This is a genomic window from Chryseobacterium balustinum (assembly GCF_900168205.1).
Classification (GTDB): Bacteria; Bacteroidota; Bacteroidia; order Flavobacteriales; family Weeksellaceae; genus Chryseobacterium; species Chryseobacterium balustinum.
In genome coordinates, this window is the sequence record NZ_FUZE01000001.1 from 601,761 (window position 1) to 618,103 (window position 16,343).

Consider the following 16,343-nt stretch of genomic DNA (forward strand, 5'->3'; position numbering starts at 1 on the left):
CTAACAACTAACAACTAACAACTAACAACTAACAACTAACAACTAACAACTATTTGTAAAAACTACTTCCATCCAAATATTCAAAAACTTCAGGCGGAAGCATCGGTCTTACATTTTTACCTTGCTGAATCATATTGCGAATTTCAGTTGCAGATAACTCAATCACAGGTGCTTTTACAAGCGAAATATTTTCGTGGTTTATGTATTTAGAATCTTTTTTGTCACCTTCAAAAACTCTAGGATAAACAATGATATGATGATTTTTTATCAATAAATCAGAATTTTTCCATTTGTGTAAACTTTCAAGATTATCTTCACCCATTATTAAACTAAAAGAATAGTCTGGGTGTTTTTCTTTCAGATAGGTTAAAGTATCGATGGTGTAACTTGGTGTAGGAAGTGAGAACTCTACATTTGAAGCACGCATATCGGGATAATTTTTGATGGCAAGTTCTACCATGTCGAGCCTGTTGTGATCTTTCAGAAGTGACTTTTTTTCTTTAAAAGGATTTTGCGGACTCACTACAAACCACAATTCATTCATATCCGAATTTTCAAGAATATAGTTCGCCAATATCAAATGCCCGATATGAATTGGATTAAATGACCCGAAAAATAAACCGATTTTTTTCATTAAGTTGATAAGTCAATTGTCAATTTTGCTGTGCAAGTCAATTCGCTCTGCTTGTCCAATTTTTAATTATTTAAGAATTTACCATTCACTTCCGAAGGAAAATTTGCTATTGACCTTCATGAAACTTCACATCCTTAATATTCAAGCAATGTGTTACATTTCCTTTCCAGTGATTTTCTTCTAATGTAAAAGCAATATCAAAATTTTTAGTTCTGAAATCATCTGCAAATTGCCCTAGTTTAAAACCTATACATTCTATATTTCTTCCGGTAGATTCTTGTTTTATATAAAACTTAAGGTGATTATTATCTTTACCCATCGTTTTTAAATAACCGGAAATTTTTTGATTTCTTAAAACCAAATTAGGCTTCATATTCTGAGGTCCAAATGGAGCCAGTTTTCTGTGGAAATTAATAAAATCTCTATTGATTTCATCTGCATCTATATCTGCATCTATGGTAATTGATGGTTCTCTTTGATGGTCTTTAATTTTTTCACCAACAATTCTTTCAAATTTAATTTTGAAATCCTCAAACTTCGATTTCTCCATAGAAAGTCCTGCAGCAGCATGGTGACCTCCAAATTTCAGGAAGTATTCCGAGCATAAGTCCAATGCTTCATGTACATCAAAATCTGAGACCGATCGTGCAGAAGCTACCATTTCTCCATTATTTCCGTCTGTGAAAACGAGAGTGGGTTTATAGTAGGTTTCAGTAAGTCTTGAGGCTACAATTCCTATAACCCCTTTATTCCATTCAGGATGGTAAACGATGGTTGAGAACTTTGTCTGCTGTTGTGATTCTATGATTTGATTAAGCGCTGAAAGGGTAGAATTCATGTCGAGTTCACGCCTTTCATCATTAAGATTCATAATGTCGCTTACGATTTGATGAGCGTGTTTCAGATTGTCTGAAACCATCAATTCTACGGCAGCTTTTCCTTGGGAAATTCTTCCGGCAGCGTTGATTTTTGGTGCAATTTCAAAAACAATATTTGAAATTTCAAAATGAGAAAGTTTATCTTCCGGAATCAAAAGTCTCAGTCCCATGTTTCGGGTTTTTCTGAGCATTTTAAGTCCCATTTTTGCTAAAACTCTGTTTTCTCCTGTCATCGAAACAATATCTGCAGCAATAGAAATTGCCAGAAGATCTGTCAATTCAAACAGTTCAGATTCTGGGATTTTATAAATAGTATTCAGACCTTGGCAAAGTTTAAAACCTACACCACATCCTGAAAGTTCTTTAAAAGGATATCGGCAGTCAACCCTTTTCGGGTCTAAAACGGCTGTTGCATCTGGAATTTCATCTCCGGGTAAGTGATGATCGCAAATAATAAACTCGATATCTTTGGTTTTGGCATAATTAATCATGTCAATCGCCTTAATTCCGCAATCTAATGCAATAATAAGCGAAAAGCCATTTTCCTTTGCAAAGTCGATACCTTCAGTAGAAATTCCGTATCCTTCAGAATTCCGGTCTGGAATATAATAATCTAAATATTTTTTTTGAACAATTTTTCTAAGATAAAGATACATCAGCGCAACGGCAGTCGTTCCGTCTACGTCGTAATCTCCGTAAACCATGATTTTTTCTCCGTTTTCTATAGCTGTTGCAATGCGTTCTACTGCTTTTTGCATATCTGCCATCAGAAAAGGACTGTGGATATCGGAGATATTAGGCTTGAAAAATTCTCTCGCCTTTTGATAATTGTCGATTCCTCTGAGAACTAATAGTTTGGATTCAAAAGTTCCAAAACCAAGCGACGAACTCAATCCATCTACAATTTCTTCATCAGGTTCGGGTTTATAAATCCATTTTTGGCTCATGTCACAAAAATAGGTAAAATTTATTTTAAAAGCTATTGAAATGTCTGCTCAAATTCAAATTCATTCTTCTTTTAATGTTGAATTATTTTCAATAGAAGTGGTGTTTTTCAATTAAGTTTTTAATGAATTTTATTTTTTTTTACAATTTAATAAAACCAAAGCGTTGAGAGTCTCGTAAGTAATTTTAAATACTAAACCCATTTAAAAATTATATTATGAAAAAACCAATTCAAGTTTCTAACCAGGGAGCAACTCTGGATACCGGCAGAAGAAACTTCCTAAAACTGAGCGGCATTGGTATTGCCGTTGCCGGCCTTACTTTGATAGGCTGCGATGACGATGATTTCGAATACATGGAACCTAACAAAATATTTGATCTGGGAACAGGTGATGTAGGTGTTCTCAATTATGCATATGCTCTTGAGCAATTAGAAGCAGATTTTTATACTAAAGTTGTTAATAACTTTTATTCCGGTATTTCAAATGCTGAAAAAGAAGTGCTTACAGATCTTTATCACCATGAAGTTATCCACCGAGATTTTTTCAAGGCAGCCATTTCCGGTGTCACGAATAATGTTTTACCTACATTAGAATTTCAGTATACGAATGTGAATTTTAATGATAGAAACTCAGTTTTGGCTACAGCAAAGGCTTTGGAAGATACTGGTGTTGCAGCATATAATGCGGCCGGAAAATATATTTCGAATCCTGCATATTTAGTGATTGCCGGAAAAATTGTTTCTGTGGAAGCAAGACATGCTTCAGCAATCAGAGATTTAATCAATCCGGGAACTGCTGCATTTTCAGGAGATGATGTGATCAATGCAAACGGACTTGATGTTGCCAAAGAGCCAAAAGATATTGTAATGGCAGCTGGAGGATTTATAAAAACTCCATTCACTTGGAAAGAACAAGGTATCAACTAATCAAATTAAATCTATTATTATGAATATTCTTAAATTACTAGATAAACTTTCAGACGATTCTTTTTTTACAAGACAAACGTCTAGATCAGGTTCGCTTTCAGATATTTCAGCATTTGGAAAGAAAGCCGCAGTTGCAGCTTTACCATTAGGTTTGGCTGGTTTAATGACCACTACCGCAAAAGCAGAAACTTTTAACGATAATATGCCCGGAAATGCGAAGAAAAGTGCTTTAACAGATGCCCTTCAATTAGCATTAACTTTGGAATATTTAGAAGATGAATATTACAGAATAGGTCTAAATGCCGGAACTTTAATTCCTGCAGCAGACCGTACTGTTTTTATGCAGATTTCTAAACATGAAGCAGCTCACGTTGCGTTTTTAAAAGCAACACTAACTTCTTTAGGAGAAACACCGGGAGCAAAACCTACCTTTGATTTTACAGCCGGAGGAAATTTTACACCATTTACCAATTATCAACAGTTTATGATTTTGGCGCAAGCTTTTGAAGATACTGGTGTAAGGGCTTACAAAGGTCAGGCAGGAAATGTAATGTCTAATAAAGCTGTTCTTCAGGCTGCTTTACAGATTCACTCAGTGGAAGCGAGACATGCTTCTCAGGTGCGAAGAATGCGCGCCAATAAAGGCTGGATAGAATTAGCAAATGGCGGAAATATGCCTGCTGCAACAAATGCTGTTTATGCAGGAGAAGATGTGACATTACAAGCTGGATTTAATACTGCAACTGCTTTTGGAGCTGCGGCCGGATCTGCAGCTTATGATGAGGTTCTCAGCGGTTCAGATGCAGCGGCAATTGCAGGTTTGTTTATTGTTTAACAACATAAATTAGCATAAATTCTTTAATCCTTTTTCGGTAAATTTCCGGAAAAGGATTTTGTTTTAATGAAAAGTATTATCTTCACCACACAAATTATTTAGTATGAAAAAAATATTAATTTCTGCACTTCTAATAAGTGCTGTCACGGGCGTTCAGGCTCAGAAAATCAATCTTGGAAAAGCTGCAGGGGTTGTCTCTAAAGGTGCGTCAGCTTTATCATTCTCTAATGCTGATGCCATAAAATTATCTAAAGAATCGGTAGATTATATGGATAAAAATAATCCGGTCGCAGGTCCGAAAGATCCTTACACCGTAAGGCTGAATAAACTTTTTGGAAAACACAAATCTCAGGATGGTTTAAACCTGAATTATAAAGTTTATAAAGTGAAAGATATTAATGCATTTGCTTGTGCAGATGGGAGTGTACGTGTTTTTTCTTCTTTAATGGATATTATGACGGATGATGAATTATTGGCGGTAATTGGTCATGAAATTGGCCATGTTAAAAATGAAGATACAAAAGATGCAATTAAATCAGCTTATCTAAAAGCTGCAGCTTTGGAAGCTGGTTCAGCTGCCTCTGGTACGGTTGCTGTGTTAAACGAAAGTCAGGTTGGAAAAATGGCAAATGAATTTTTGGATGCTTCTCACAGTAAAAAACAAGAATCTCAAGCCGATACCTATTCATATGATTTTATGAAAGCAAATAATTATAATGTTGTTGGAGCTTACACAGCATTTAAAAAATTAGCTTTATTATCTGAGGGTGGAACGGCTCAGTCAGGATTTCAGAAAATGTTTAATTCGCATCCTGATAGCAATAAAAGGGCAGAAGCAGTGAAAAAGCGTGCTGAAAAAGATGGTTTATGGAAAGATCCGGGAACGGTTTCTTTACCTAAAACTAAACTGACAAAATAATTGTGAACTAAATATTACAAAAAAAATCCTCAAAATTAATTGAGGATTTTTTTTATGAATTTTAATGTTCTTCTAAAATTAAGAATACATTTTTTCTCTTAGTTCTTTGATCTTTTTATCAGCAAGATATTCGTCGTAAGTCATTTCTCTGTCGATAATTCCGTTTGGAGTCAATTCGATGATTCTGTTACAGACCGTTGAAAGCATTTCGTGGTCATGAGATGCCAATAAAAGATTTCCTTTAAAGTTAGACAATGAGTTGTTCAAAGTCGTGATACTTTCAAGGTCTAAGTGGTTGGTAGGTTCGTCTAATAAAAGAACGTTTGCTTTCTGAAGCATCATTCTGCTGAACATACATCTCATTTTTTCACCTCCTGAAAGTACTTTACAAGATTTTAAAGCTTCATCCCCTGAGAAAAGCATTCTACCTAAGAATCCTCTCATAAATTCTTCGTGGCGCTCTTCGTCGTTTTTAGTAAACTGTCTCAACCAATCTACCAAGCTAATATCCTCTTGGAAGAATTTAGTATTATCTAAAGGCATATGCGATTGGTTTGTAGTAACTCCCCATGCAACATTTCCTTTGTCTGGATTATTATTTCCGGCTAAAATTTCGAAAAATTCGGTAATTGCTAATGAATTTTTAGATAAAACAGCAACTTTATCTCCTTTTTTAAGATTTAAATCAATATTAGAGAACAATAATTCTCCGTCTTTTGTTTTTTCAAGACCTTTTACATCTAAAATCTGATCTCCGGCTTCTCTTTCCATTTCGAAAATAATGGCAGGATATCTTCTTGAAGATGGCTTGATATCATCGATGTTTAGCTTGTCGATCATTTTCTTTCTTGCAGTAGCCTGTTTAGCTTTTGCAACGTTTGAACTAAATCTTGCGATGAAATCCTGAAGTTCTTTCTTCTTTTCTTCCGCTTTTTTGTTAGCCTGAGCTCTTTGTCTTGTTGCTAACTGAGAAGCTTGATACCAAAAAGAGTAGTTTCCTGTATAAAGGTTTAATTTAGCATAATCTAAATCTCCAATGTGAGTACAAACGGTATCTAAGAAGTGACGGTCGTGAGAAACTACAATTACTGTATTTTCGTAGTCTGCAAGGAAGTTTTCTAGCCAAGCAATTGTTTCGATATCAAGGTCATTGGTAGGTTCATCCAGAATCAATACATCAGGATTTCCAAAAAGAGCCTGAGCCAAAAGAACTTTTACTTTGTCTTTATTCTCAAGTTCTCCCATTGTCTGCCAATGCATGTCGTCTTTGATACCTACATTTGAAAGCATTGTTTGTGCATCAGATTCAGAGTTCCAGCCACCCATTTCATCATAAACTACACCTAGTTCTCCAGCTTTTATACCATCTTCATCAGAGAAATCTTCTTTGGCGTACAAAGCGTCCATCTCTTCTTTTATTTCAAATAATTTTGTATTTCCTCTTAATACAGCTTCAAGAACAGTAAATTGATCGTATGCAAAGTGATCTTGCTCCAAAACTGACATTCTTTTCCCTGGTTCCAGAGATACATGTCCTGTCGTTGGATCTTGCTTTCCAGTTAATATTTTAAGGAATGTAGACTTTCCTGCACCATTTGCTCCGATGATTCCGTAGCAGTTTCCTTTGGTAAACATAATGTTTACGTCATCAAAAAGTATTCTCTTCCCGAATTGTAAAGATAAATTAGATACTGTTAACATATAGTTTTGTAAATTTGGCGCAAAATTACGAAAAGAATTTGGGTAAATTATAATAATGTAATACTCAAGTTTTTATATGAAAGCAAATTTTGTATATTTAGTAACAAAATTTAACATAATGAAGATTGAAAAAACAGTTAGAATACTTAATAAAAGAGCTAGATTTGAATATGAAATTCTCGAAGAAATAGAAGCGGGAATGGTATTGACAGGTACCGAAATTAAATCTTTACGCTCTTCTAAAGCTTCTATTACAGAATCTTTTTGCCAGTTCATCGATGGTGAATTGTATATCATTAATATGATGATTGATGAATATAAATTGGGTACTTTTTATAATCATAAAACAAAAAGGGAACGAAAGTTGCTCTTGCACAAAAGAGAATTGTTAAAATTTGAAAAAAAACTTAAGGATGCAGGGAACACAATGATTCCTTTGAAACTTTATATTAATGATGCAGGTAAGGCTAAAATTCTTATTGCACTTGGGAGAGGTAAAAAACTCTTTGATAAAAGAGAAGCGATAAAAGATAGAGAAAACAAAAGAAACCTCGACAGAATATTAAAGAAAAGTTAAAAATCATCCTGAAAACTTTGTTTATAAAGAAAAATTATATTTATTTTGCAATATCAATTATTTAATCATTTAATTCTATGAAAAATCTAAAATTAGGAATTTCAGCATTGGCGCTTACAGTTGCCTCTACTGTTTTCGCTCAGACTACCAACAATCCGTGGATGATCGGAGTTGGTGCTCATGCGGAAAACCATACAGCACAGCGTGGTACTTTTAGTAATACGTTTTCTGCTACTAATTTGACGAAGAATATGTTCAATACGAGCAATTTTTCTATTACACCACCACTTTCTAAATTAACTGTTGCTAGAAACATCGGTAAAGGTTTAGTTATTGATTGGCAAACTTCTGTTGGAAATGTGGAAAACAAAAGGCTTAACATGGGTAAAGAATTCATGTTAATGACTGGTCTTGGTTTCCAAGCTAAAGCTGCTGGTTTACTTTGGGACGAAGAGTCTTGGTTTGACCCTTACTTGAGAGTAGGTGCAAACTATTTAAGACATGATTACACTGCTCTTTCTTTCCCAAGACAAACTTTCATCAATGGAAATCCTGCGGAAATGACTAGTATCGATGATGGAACAGTTCAAATGGGTAAAGCAAACCATTTTACTGTATCTACAGGTGCTGGGGTTAACTTCTGGTTGACTAAAAACTTCGGTTTAGGTGTACAAGGTGATTATGTTTCTACTCCAACTGATAAAGCTAATTATGCTAACTTTTGGCAAGCTTCTGCTTCTTTGAACTTTAGATTTGGAAACAGAGATAGAGATAAGGATGGTATCTTAGATAAAGACGATTTATGTCCAGATACACCAGGTTTACCTGAATTCCAAGGATGTCCAGATACAGACGGTGATGGAGTTCCAGATAAAGACGATCAGTGTCCAGATGTTGCTGGTCCAGTTGAAAACGGTGGTTGTCCTTGGCCAGATACTGATGGTGATGGTATTATCGACAAAGATGATGCTTGTCCTACAGTTGCAGGTCCTGCAGAAAACAACGGTTGTCCTTGGCCAGATACAGATGGTGACGGTATCTTAGATAAAGATGATGCATGTCCTACAGTTCCTGGAGTTCCTGAATTCAACGGATGTCCTCCTCCACCACCAGTTGATCCAATTGAAGTTGTTATTACAAGAGAATTCAAAGATCTTTTATTTGACTTCAATAAAGCTACAATTAGAAAAGAATCTAGTGGTAAATTAGATACAGCTGCAAAAATCATTAAAGATGCTCCAGCTCAAAACTTCGTAATTGTTGGTATGACTGACAAAAAAGGTAGTGATGCTTATAACTTGAACCTATCTAAGCAAAGAGCTGCTTCAGTAGTTGCTGCTTTAGAAGCTAGAGGTGTTAACCCATCAGTATTGAAATCTATCGGTATCGGTGAACAAGATGCACAAGTTCCAGAAACTGCTTCTGACGCTGAAAGACAAGCTGACAGAAAAGTAATTGTAAGAGCTATCTCTGGATCAGAGTGGGAAACTTACAAGAAATCTGACTTGCCAACTAAAAAAGCTCCAGCTAAGAAAAAAGCTCCAGCTAAAAAGAAAAAATAATTAATTTTTCTAAATAATAAATACCTCCAGATTTCTGGAGGTATTTTTTTTGTTGTTGATTTTGAGTAATTTTGTCAAAATTTAAATTATAAAATGGGAAGAGCATTTGAATATAGAAAAGCCTCAAAAATGGCACGTTGGGATAAAATGGCCAAGACTTTTTCTAAAATAGGAAAAGATATCGCATTAGCAGTAAAAGCAGGAGGTACAGATCCAGAAGCCAATCCGGCATTGAGAAGATGTATTCTAAATGCAAAAGGTGCTAATATGCCTAAAGATAATGTTGAAAGAGCCATCAAAAAAGCTGGTGGTGCAGATGCAGAAAACTATGAAGAGATTACTTATGAAGGATACGGGCAAGGTGGTGTTGCATTTTTCGTAGAATGTACTACAAATAACCCTACTAGAACTGTTGCTAACGTAAGAGCAATCTTTAACAAGTTTGATGGTAACCTTGGAAAGAATGGTGAATTAGCTTTTATCTTCGACAGAAAAGGGATTTTCACTATCGATTTAGCTAAAGTTACAATGGATTGGGATGATTTTGAAATGGAAATGATTGACGGAGGTGCGGAAGATGTAGAAAAAGATGACGAAGAAGTAATGATTACGACTGCTTTTGAAGATTTTGGATCTTTATCTCACAAATTGGATGAGCTTAAAATAGAAGCTAAGAGCTCAGAATTGCAAAGAATTCCAAATAATACGAAAGAGGTTACTTTAGATCAGTTTAAAGCAAATATGAAAATGCTAGACCGTTTTGAAGAGGATGATGACGTACAAAACGTTTATCATAATATGGAAATTACAGACGAACTTCTGGAGTCTTTATAAAAAAATAATATAGCATTCATATACAATTCATTTTCAATTAGTTTCTTTGTATAAGAATCAATTGTGAAATCGCCATCCTTGGTCAATATAAATACTAATTGATATGGCGATCACATTTGATCATTAGTAAGATAAATATCTGCAATTGAAAAGAAACGTTGAGCTTGTCGTTATTTCGGATGTACATTTGGGAACTTACGGATGTAAGGCTAAAGAACTTCTACGGTATCTAAATTCTATTCAACCGAAAACATTAGTTTTAAATGGTGATATCATTGATATTTGGCAGTTTAAAAAGTCTTACTTCCCTAAGCCTCATTTAAAAGTAATCAAAAAGATTATTTCATTAGCTACAAAAAACACAAATGTCTATTATATTACCGGTAATCACGATGAAATGTTCAGAAAGTTTACCGATTTTGAATTGGGGAAACTCAAAGTTTGCAACAAACTCTGCCTGGAAATTAATGGTAAAAAAACATGGATCTTTCATGGTGATGTTTTTGACGCATCGGTACAACATTCAAAATGGATTGCCAAGCTTGGTGGAAAAGGCTATGATCTTTTAATTGTTATCAATAATGTTGTGAATTGGTTTTTAGAAAAAATGGGTAAAGAAAAATATTCATTTTCAAAAAAGATTAAGAACAATGTAAAAAAAGCAGTAAAGTATATTGGCGATTTTGAGCTAACAGCTTCCGAGCTTGCTATTGATAACGGTTACGATTACGTAGTTTGCGGGCATATTCATCAGCCTCAAATGCGTGAAGTTTCCAATAAAAAAGGCTCTTGTACTTATCTCAATTCTGGAGATTGGATCGAAAATTTATCTGCCCTCGAATTTAATCAGAACGAATGGACAATCTTTCATTATGAAGATCACAAACATTTGCTAAAAGATGATGAGTCGGAAGAAATTCAGGATATTAACAATTCGGATCTTTTGAAAATTGTAACTCAATTTACTTAATATGAAAGTTTTGTATGCATTTCAGGGGACAGGAAACGGTCATGTTGCGCGAGCGCAGGAAATTATTCCTATTCTTAAAAAATATGTTTCCGTTGATACTTTTATCAGTGGGCATCAATCTCAATTAAAGGCCGATTTTCCGATTAACTTTCAACACAAAGGCATTTCTCTGCTTTATAATAAAACAGGAGGAATTTCCTATAAAAAAATCGTCTTAGAAAATAACTTTCTTGAAGCTTTTAAAACGATTAAACAAATCGATTTAAGTAAATACGATTTAATCATCAATGATTATGAGCCATTAACAGGATGGGCTTGTAAAACTAAAAATTTAAATATGATTGAACTGAGTCATCAAGCTTCAATGAGTTTTAAAGAAACCCCAAAACCTGTAAAAAAAGATTTTTTCGGAGAATTGATTTTAAAATATTACGTTCCAAGTGAGCGAAAAATTGGTTTTCATTTTGAAAATTATCATCCACAAATCAAAAAACCGGTCATCAGAAGAAAAATCAGAAATCTGAATCCTGATAAAAAAGGATTTTATGTGGTATATCTTCCTAGTTTTTCTGATGAAAATATCATTAAAGTTTTAAGTGAAATTCCTGTAGAATGGAAAGTTTTTTCCAAACACAGCAAACTTCAGAGAAAGGAAAGAAATGTTGAGATTTTTCCGATTGATGAAATTCAGTATTTAAAATATTTCGAAAACTGTGATGGGATTTTGTGTAATGCAGGATTTGAAACTCCGGGAGAAGCACTTTTTATGGATAAAAAATTGTTTGTAATTCCCATTCATAATCAGTACGAACAGGAATGTAACGCCTGTGCTTTAGATAAAATGGGAATTCCAAATTCTAAAATTTTAGATGAAAAAGAAATTACAAACTGGGTTGCATCAGACCTTCATTTTCAGGTCAATTACCCAGATGATATTGAAGATATTCTGCTCAATGACGTTTTAGTTCTGTAAAAAAATATCTTCTACATCATTCATTCTTTTCATTACAGCTCTTGCGTAAGAACAATGTGGATAAACTTTCCAGTTGTTTTCTCTCGAAAATTTAATAGCTTCTTCCACTAGAAATTTCCCCATTCCGCGACCTTCAAATTCGGGATGTACCAATACGAAAGAAATGATTAGTTTATTTTCTTCAGGAAAAATGGTATAAGTTACTCTGCCTACTTCTTTTATTTCGTTGTTGAGTGTGATGACACCGCCGTTTCCAGATTTGTTGTTGACGAATTTCATAGTTTATATTTTAATTAAATTTAAAACTACAAAAACTGCACCGTGAATATGTTGATGCCGATTAAGAAATAGATTTAAGTGAGTTGTAAATTCTCAATCTGTTTCACTTGACAGTTTTTTAATACAAATGGTGCAAAATTTATTATGAATAAATTTTTAAAGACAGAACTTTTAAAAGAAAATCCTGAATATTCCGTTTAATTCTTAAATTTGACTCATGCAAAAGAAACTTTTTCTCATCATTATACTATTTTCTCTTGTGAGTTGCTACACTTACCAAGTTAAAAAACCTGTGGATACTGCAATCGACACCAAGAAAGAGCCTAGCAAGAATGTAGCTAGTGTTGATGCTACTCCCATAGAAATGAAAAGTACAAAAGCTGAATTACAAAAGCTGAGTTCACAGCAAGCGCCAGCTCCAATTAATGTTCAGGAGAAACTTGTACCGAATAAAAACTTTAAAATTGATGTTGATGGTAAGGCTTATAAAATAATAGTTGACCGATGGGAAAGCGATAGCCTGGTGGCGCACGCGGTAAATAATCCTAAAAAAATTCTAAAATTTCATAAGAATCAGATTGATAGCGAGAAAATTGCTGAAAAACGCTTTTCAAAACCCCTCGCTGATATCATTACAATTGCTGTTTATGCAGGTATTGGTGTTGGGATTTGGTCTCTTCTGCAATAATAAATCTAAGGTGTTTTTTGAGTCAATGGTCAATCTTCAATTTGTTTCACCTATCAATTTTTCCATTATAATTTAAATTTATTATTCACTTGCGAAGCAAAATTCACCATTGCTAACTATCTTTTCCTGTATAATAATTATAATCTTTAATGATAATCCCAATAAACTGTCTTTCGGTCATTTTTGTAGGGTCAACTTCTAGCTTGAGAATGCTTTTTATTTTGTCTGAAAGCTTCGTAATCACCTGTCTGTCGTCAATCCTGAGAGCCTTTAGATAATTATCTTTAATAATTCTCATGTCATTATCGCTTAGCCCGATTACTTGTGAAAAAGTTGGGATGTAGTCGTGGTTGATATTTTCAAGAATAGTATGAGAAATATTGATGTTATTTTTGAGTGAAATTACCGCTGTTCCGGAAGCAATATCCCCTAAACGCTGATTGTTTTTAGAAACGATCATAGAAATTAAACCGACAACTCCAGCAAAGGTTGTATCGATCAGTCTTAAAACCCATCTTATCAAATAATCTCCGAAACTTGCCTGATAACCATCGATTTTCACCACCCGTATTTTCATTACTTTTTTTCCGGGAGTCTGCCCTTCCATCAAGCTTTCCAAAACAAGCGGATAAAGAGCAACAGGTAATGTAAGAACAATATAGATTGCGTTTTGAGACCAGGAATCTAAACCATCTAGAATATATCCTAAATTGAAAACACTAAAAAATAAATAGAACGTTGCCACAAGATAAGCCACCTTAATGAGAAGATCGATAATGTAAGCTACCATTCGTTCTCCGATACTTGCCGTGATAAAATTAATATTTACATTTTGAGAGGTATTAATCGCAATTTGAGACATAATTTTTATTATTTTAGCCTTACAATTATGAGAGAGGTTTATTTCATTAAACAAAATAAAGAAAAATGGTTGGGAATTGAGCAGGTTGTTCAAGGGAAAATTAAAAAAAATCCTGATGACCTGTCCTCGTTGTATATCAACCTTGTCAACGATCTTTCTTTTGCTCAGACTTATTATCCCAAAAGTAATACAACGGTTTATCTAAACCATCTTTCGTCTCAGATATTTCAGAAAATTTATAAAACCAAAAGAGTCGAAGAAAACAGACTAGTTTATTTTTTTAAAACAGAAGTTCCTTTGATTGTTTATGAAAACAGAAGATATTTAATCTACTCATTTTTGTTCTTCATTTTTTTTATGCTGATTGGCGTTCTTTCGGCAGTTTATGATAAAGATTTTGCAAATCTTATCCTAAGCGAGGGTTATGTGAATATGACCATCGAAAACATCAAAAACGGAAACGCAGTGGGTGTTTATCAGGATGGTTCTACCTGGGGAAGCACGATCGGAATTACTTTCAATAATATTATCGTCGGTGCAAAACTTTACATCTACGGAATTACCGGCGGACTCGGAACTTTATATCTTCTGATGCGAAATTCTGTCATGATAGGAACTTTCCAGTATTTTTTCTACGAACACGGAGCTTTAGGTGACAGCGCAAGAGGAATCTGGCTTCACGGAACATTTGAAATTTTCAGTATGGTGGTTGAAGGAATGTGTGGCTTGATTCTCGGGACATCTATTCTTTTTCCGAAAACGCTTTCAAGATTTAATTCTTTTAAAAATGGATTTAAAAATTCATTCAAAATATTTTTAAGTACAGTTCCCTTTACCATTTGTGCAGGAATTATTGAAGGTTATGTTACAAGACATGCTTTAAATATGCCTTTGTCACTCAATATTTTTATAATTTTTGGTAGTTTAGGGATTATTGGTTTTTATTATTTTATCTATCCTCATATTGTTAACCGAAGAGTAAAAAACACAATCAATGATGCAGTTTTATAAAAAAAGAGATTTCGGAGCATTTATCAGCGACAGTTTTACCTTTTTCAAATTATATGGTAAAAACTATTTCAAAAACTATATTCTGCTGAATGGGCTTTTGCTTATTCTGATGGTTGCAATATTTATTTTTGGGTACAGAGAACTTATTATGCAGATATTCGGCTCAAACATGAGTGGAGAAAGCTATTATTTTGAATCATATTTTGAAGACAATATCGGAATGTTTGTCGTAGTAGGATTGATTACTTTCTTGTTATTTACAATTATGATGATTGTCAACTACCTTTTTCCTGTGTTTTATCTTAAAAGACTTGCGGAAGGTGAAACTAAAATCAGAAGTGATGATATTCTCGGCGATTTTAAGAGAAATGCAGGCAAAATAGGAAAACTTTGTTTGGGAATGATCTTCATTGTAACGCCATTATCGCTCATTTTGATGGGTATTTCTTATGTGATGATATTAATTGTTGTCGGGATTTTTCTTATAGTATTGGTTTATCCGGCATTATTTAATGTGATCACATTTTTAATGTATGATTATTTTAACAGTAAAAGAGGTTTTTTTGAAAGTTTAAGCTATTCTATACGATCACAGTTTTCTTACACCAATGGAAGGGAAAGATCTCCATTCTGGAAATATTGGGGTTCTACCGTTGTTATCTCAATTATTCTTTACGTAATTACGACCATTTTTACGGCAATACCAATGATTTTTTTCATGCTTAAAATAACGACGACTGCACCTGATGCAAGTTTTGAACAAAATCCTTTCGCCGGAAGTTTAGGAATAATGATGTTTATAATGTATGGAATTTCCTTATTGGTGTCATTCTTTTTGTCGAATATGCTGTATGTAAATTCAGGATTGATGTATTACGACAGCCGAAGAGATTTTCACCAGAAAGTAGAGCTGGAAGAAATAGAAACGATTGGGATCAATGAATAAATTTCTGCTTTTTTTACTGATTTTTCTAAATCTTGGGGTTTTAAAATCTCAGGAATATGAAGATGATGATTTTTCTGAAGTTTATATCGAAGACTCTGTGGTGACCTCGCATTACAAAAATATGTATGTTGCAGATTCTGTTTTAAAAGCCAATCCTCAAACCGAGAACGCTATTTTTCCAAAGAAATTTAAAGAAAATTTACCTTCAAGATACAAAGGAAATGAGTTTGATTACACCACTTCAAAACCCAGAGAATCATTTTTTGATAAGCTTCAGCGTAAGCTCGCTCAACTTCTTCGCAGTATTTTTGGTGATACCAGTTTAGAGACTTCTTCGCAAATTACGAGCGTTGTTATCCGTCTTTTTGCAATTCTCGTGGTTGGTTTTCTACTTTATTTTATTATTAAATATTTAATCGGAACCAACGGAAGTTTATTCTTCGGTAAAAAGAATAAAAAAATTGAAATAAACGAAGAAGAACTTCATGAAAATATTCACGAAATCAACTTTCCACAAAGTATTGCAAAATTTGAAAATAATGGAGATTACCGTTCTGCAGTTCGATATCAGTTTTTGTTTATTCTTAAAAAATTAAGTGATAAAAAACTCATCCTTTGGAATCCCGAAAAAACAAATAAAGATTATGTAGCTGAACTAAAAGCTGCGCATCTTAAAAATGAATTTTATAATCTTTCCTATATTTTCGATTATGTTTGGTATGGCGAATTCAGTATTGATGAGCAGAGTTATGGCAAATTTAAAAACCAGTTTCACAGTTTTAAACTTTAATCAACCTTCTT

Annotated in this window: 17 protein-coding genes; 12 read left to right on the plus strand and 5 right to left on the minus strand. The window is 33.8% G+C overall.

Annotated elements, in window-relative coordinates:
* Window positions 1–49: 49 nt before the first annotated feature.
* Window positions 50–634: a nicotinate (nicotinamide) nucleotide adenylyltransferase gene (nadD, locus tag B5X64_RS02945; RefSeq protein ID WP_079463802.1), complete on the minus strand. Its 585-nt coding sequence runs from the start codon at window positions 632–634 to the stop codon at window positions 50–52.
* A 106-nt stretch (window positions 635–740) separates the two neighbouring features.
* Entirely contained in the window at window positions 741–2,459 is a 1,719-nt protein-coding gene (gene recJ / locus B5X64_RS02950; protein ID WP_079463803.1) for a single-stranded-DNA-specific exonuclease RecJ, read from the minus strand.
* A gap of 215 nt (window positions 2,460–2,674) precedes the next feature.
* Here recJ and B5X64_RS02955 point away from each other — a divergent pair, with 215 nt between their 5' ends.
* The 3 genes from B5X64_RS02955 to B5X64_RS02965 all read left to right on the plus strand — a co-directional run bounded on the left by B5X64_RS02955 (window position 2,675) and on the right by B5X64_RS02965 (window position 5,139).
* The gene (locus B5X64_RS02955) at window positions 2,675–3,385 is read left to right on the plus strand and encodes a ferritin-like domain-containing protein (protein ID WP_066679814.1); all 711 of its coding nucleotides are present in this window, start codon (window positions 2,675–2,677) and stop codon (window positions 3,383–3,385) included.
* A 19-nt stretch (window positions 3,386–3,404) separates the two neighbouring features.
* A complete protein-coding gene (locus B5X64_RS02960) occupies window positions 3,405–4,220 on the plus strand; it encodes a ferritin-like domain-containing protein (protein WP_079463804.1) in 816 nt (271 codons plus the stop codon).
* Window positions 4,221–4,323: 103 nt separating this feature from the next.
* Window positions 4,324–5,139 (plus strand): M48 family metallopeptidase, encoded by an 816-nt coding sequence (locus B5X64_RS02965; RefSeq protein WP_066679812.1) that lies wholly within the window; start codon window positions 4,324–4,326, stop codon window positions 5,137–5,139.
* 78 nt (window positions 5,140–5,217) lie between these two features.
* On the opposite strand, the gene B5X64_RS02970 is transcribed toward B5X64_RS02965, so the two are convergent.
* Window positions 5,218–6,840 carry an ABC-F family ATP-binding cassette domain-containing protein gene (locus tag B5X64_RS02970; protein WP_079463805.1) on the minus strand — a complete coding sequence of 541 codons (1,623 nt, stop codon included), beginning with the start codon at window positions 6,838–6,840 and terminating at the stop codon, window positions 5,218–5,220.
* A gap of 118 nt (window positions 6,841–6,958) precedes the next feature.
* On the opposite strand from B5X64_RS02970, the gene smpB reads away from it, so the two are divergent.
* The 5 genes from smpB (at window position 6,959) to B5X64_RS02995 (ending at window position 11,756) form a co-directional block, all read left to right on the plus strand.
* Window positions 6,959–7,417, plus strand: a complete 459-nt coding sequence (smpB, locus tag B5X64_RS02975) for an SsrA-binding protein SmpB (RefSeq protein ID WP_066679915.1) — start codon at window positions 6,959–6,961, stop codon at window positions 7,415–7,417.
* Window positions 7,418–7,494: 77 nt separating this feature from the next.
* A complete protein-coding gene (locus tag B5X64_RS02980; protein WP_079463806.1) occupies window positions 7,495–8,979 on the plus strand; it encodes an OmpA family protein in 1,485 nt (494 codons plus the stop codon).
* Window positions 8,980–9,072: 93 nt separating this feature from the next.
* Window positions 9,073–9,813, plus strand: coding sequence for a YebC/PmpR family DNA-binding transcriptional regulator (locus tag B5X64_RS02985; protein WP_079463807.1), 741 nt, complete (start codon window positions 9,073–9,075; stop codon window positions 9,811–9,813).
* 145 nt (window positions 9,814–9,958) lie between these two features.
* The gene (locus B5X64_RS02990; protein WP_079463808.1) at window positions 9,959–10,783 is read left to right on the plus strand and encodes a UDP-2,3-diacylglucosamine diphosphatase; all 825 of its coding nucleotides are present in this window, start codon (window positions 9,959–9,961) and stop codon (window positions 10,781–10,783) included.
* Window position 10,784: 1 nt separating this feature from the next.
* Entirely contained in the window at window positions 10,785–11,756 is a 972-nt protein-coding gene (locus B5X64_RS02995; protein ID WP_079463809.1) for a glycosyltransferase family protein, read from the plus strand.
* Here B5X64_RS02995 and B5X64_RS03000 read toward each other — a convergent pair.
* Complete coding sequence (locus tag B5X64_RS03000) at window positions 11,745–12,035, minus strand: GNAT family N-acetyltransferase (RefSeq protein WP_079463810.1); 291 nt, start codon at window positions 12,033–12,035, stop codon at window positions 11,745–11,747. The two genes, B5X64_RS02995 and B5X64_RS03000, sit on opposite strands and share 12 nt — an antisense overlap.
* 217 nt (window positions 12,036–12,252) lie before the next feature.
* Between B5X64_RS03000 and B5X64_RS03005 the strand changes: the two genes are divergently transcribed.
* A complete protein-coding gene (locus B5X64_RS03005; protein WP_079463811.1) occupies window positions 12,253–12,723 on the plus strand; it encodes a hypothetical protein in 471 nt (156 codons plus the stop codon).
* A 112-nt stretch (window positions 12,724–12,835) separates the two neighbouring features.
* Here the strand turns inward: B5X64_RS03005 and B5X64_RS03010 are convergent, their stop codons facing one another.
* The gene (locus tag B5X64_RS03010; protein ID WP_079463812.1) at window positions 12,836–13,585 is read right to left on the minus strand and encodes an RDD family protein; all 750 of its coding nucleotides are present in this window, start codon (window positions 13,583–13,585) and stop codon (window positions 12,836–12,838) included.
* A gap of 27 nt (window positions 13,586–13,612) precedes the next feature.
* Here B5X64_RS03010 and B5X64_RS03015 point away from each other — a divergent pair, with 27 nt between their 5' ends.
* From B5X64_RS03015 to B5X64_RS03025, 3 genes are read left to right on the plus strand one after another with little or no spacing between them, the layout of a single operon-like run.
* The gene (locus tag B5X64_RS03015) at window positions 13,613–14,596 is read left to right on the plus strand and encodes a stage II sporulation protein M (protein WP_079463814.1); all 984 of its coding nucleotides are present in this window, start codon (window positions 13,613–13,615) and stop codon (window positions 14,594–14,596) included.
* A complete protein-coding gene (locus tag B5X64_RS03020) occupies window positions 14,580–15,542 on the plus strand; it encodes a DUF4013 domain-containing protein (RefSeq protein WP_079463815.1) in 963 nt (320 codons plus the stop codon). The genes B5X64_RS03015 and B5X64_RS03020 overlap by 17 nt, the downstream gene beginning before the upstream one ends.
* The gene (locus B5X64_RS03025; RefSeq protein WP_079463957.1) at window positions 15,535–16,332 is read left to right on the plus strand and encodes a DUF4129 domain-containing protein; all 798 of its coding nucleotides are present in this window, start codon (window positions 15,535–15,537) and stop codon (window positions 16,330–16,332) included. The genes B5X64_RS03020 and B5X64_RS03025 overlap by 8 nt, the downstream gene beginning before the upstream one ends.
* The last annotated feature ends 11 nt before the right edge of the window (window positions 16,333–16,343 follow it).

Excerpts from the sequence above, each read along its gene's own strand:
- nadD (WP_079463802.1), bottom strand. The coding sequence starts at position 634 with ATGAAAAAAATCGGTTTATTTTTCGGGTCATTTAATCCAATTCATATC.
- B5X64_RS02955 (WP_066679814.1), top strand. The coding sequence starts at position 2,675 with ATGAAAAAACCAATTCAAGTTTCTAACCAGGGAGCAACTCTGGATACC.
- B5X64_RS02985 (WP_079463807.1), top strand. The coding sequence starts at position 9,073 with ATGGGAAGAGCATTTGAATATAGAAAAGCCTCAAAAATGGCACGTTGG.
- B5X64_RS03020 (WP_079463815.1), top strand. The coding sequence starts at position 14,580 with ATGATGCAGTTTTATAAAAAAAGAGATTTCGGAGCATTTATCAGCGAC.
- recJ (WP_079463803.1), bottom strand. The coding sequence starts at position 2,459 with ATGAGCCAAAAATGGATTTATAAACCCGAACCTGATGAAGAAATTGTA.
- B5X64_RS03025 (WP_079463957.1), top strand. The coding sequence starts at position 15,535 with ATGAATAAATTTCTGCTTTTTTTACTGATTTTTCTAAATCTTGGGGTT.
- B5X64_RS02960 (WP_079463804.1), top strand. The coding sequence starts at position 3,405 with ATGAATATTCTTAAATTACTAGATAAACTTTCAGACGATTCTTTTTTT.
- smpB (WP_066679915.1), top strand. The coding sequence starts at position 6,959 with ATGAAGATTGAAAAAACAGTTAGAATACTTAATAAAAGAGCTAGATTT.
- B5X64_RS02980 (WP_079463806.1), top strand. The coding sequence starts at position 7,495 with ATGAAAAATCTAAAATTAGGAATTTCAGCATTGGCGCTTACAGTTGCC.
- B5X64_RS02995 (WP_079463809.1), top strand. The coding sequence starts at position 10,785 with ATGAAAGTTTTGTATGCATTTCAGGGGACAGGAAACGGTCATGTTGCG.
- B5X64_RS03000 (WP_079463810.1), bottom strand. The coding sequence starts at position 12,035 with ATGAAATTCGTCAACAACAAATCTGGAAACGGCGGTGTCATCACACTC.
- B5X64_RS02970 (WP_079463805.1), bottom strand. The coding sequence starts at position 6,840 with ATGTTAACAGTATCTAATTTATCTTTACAATTCGGGAAGAGAATACTT.
- B5X64_RS02965 (WP_066679812.1), top strand. The coding sequence starts at position 4,324 with ATGAAAAAAATATTAATTTCTGCACTTCTAATAAGTGCTGTCACGGGC.
- B5X64_RS03015 (WP_079463814.1), top strand. The coding sequence starts at position 13,613 with ATGAGAGAGGTTTATTTCATTAAACAAAATAAAGAAAAATGGTTGGGA.
- B5X64_RS03005 (WP_079463811.1), top strand. The coding sequence starts at position 12,253 with ATGCAAAAGAAACTTTTTCTCATCATTATACTATTTTCTCTTGTGAGT.
- B5X64_RS03010 (WP_079463812.1), bottom strand. The coding sequence starts at position 13,585 with ATGTCTCAAATTGCGATTAATACCTCTCAAAATGTAAATATTAATTTT.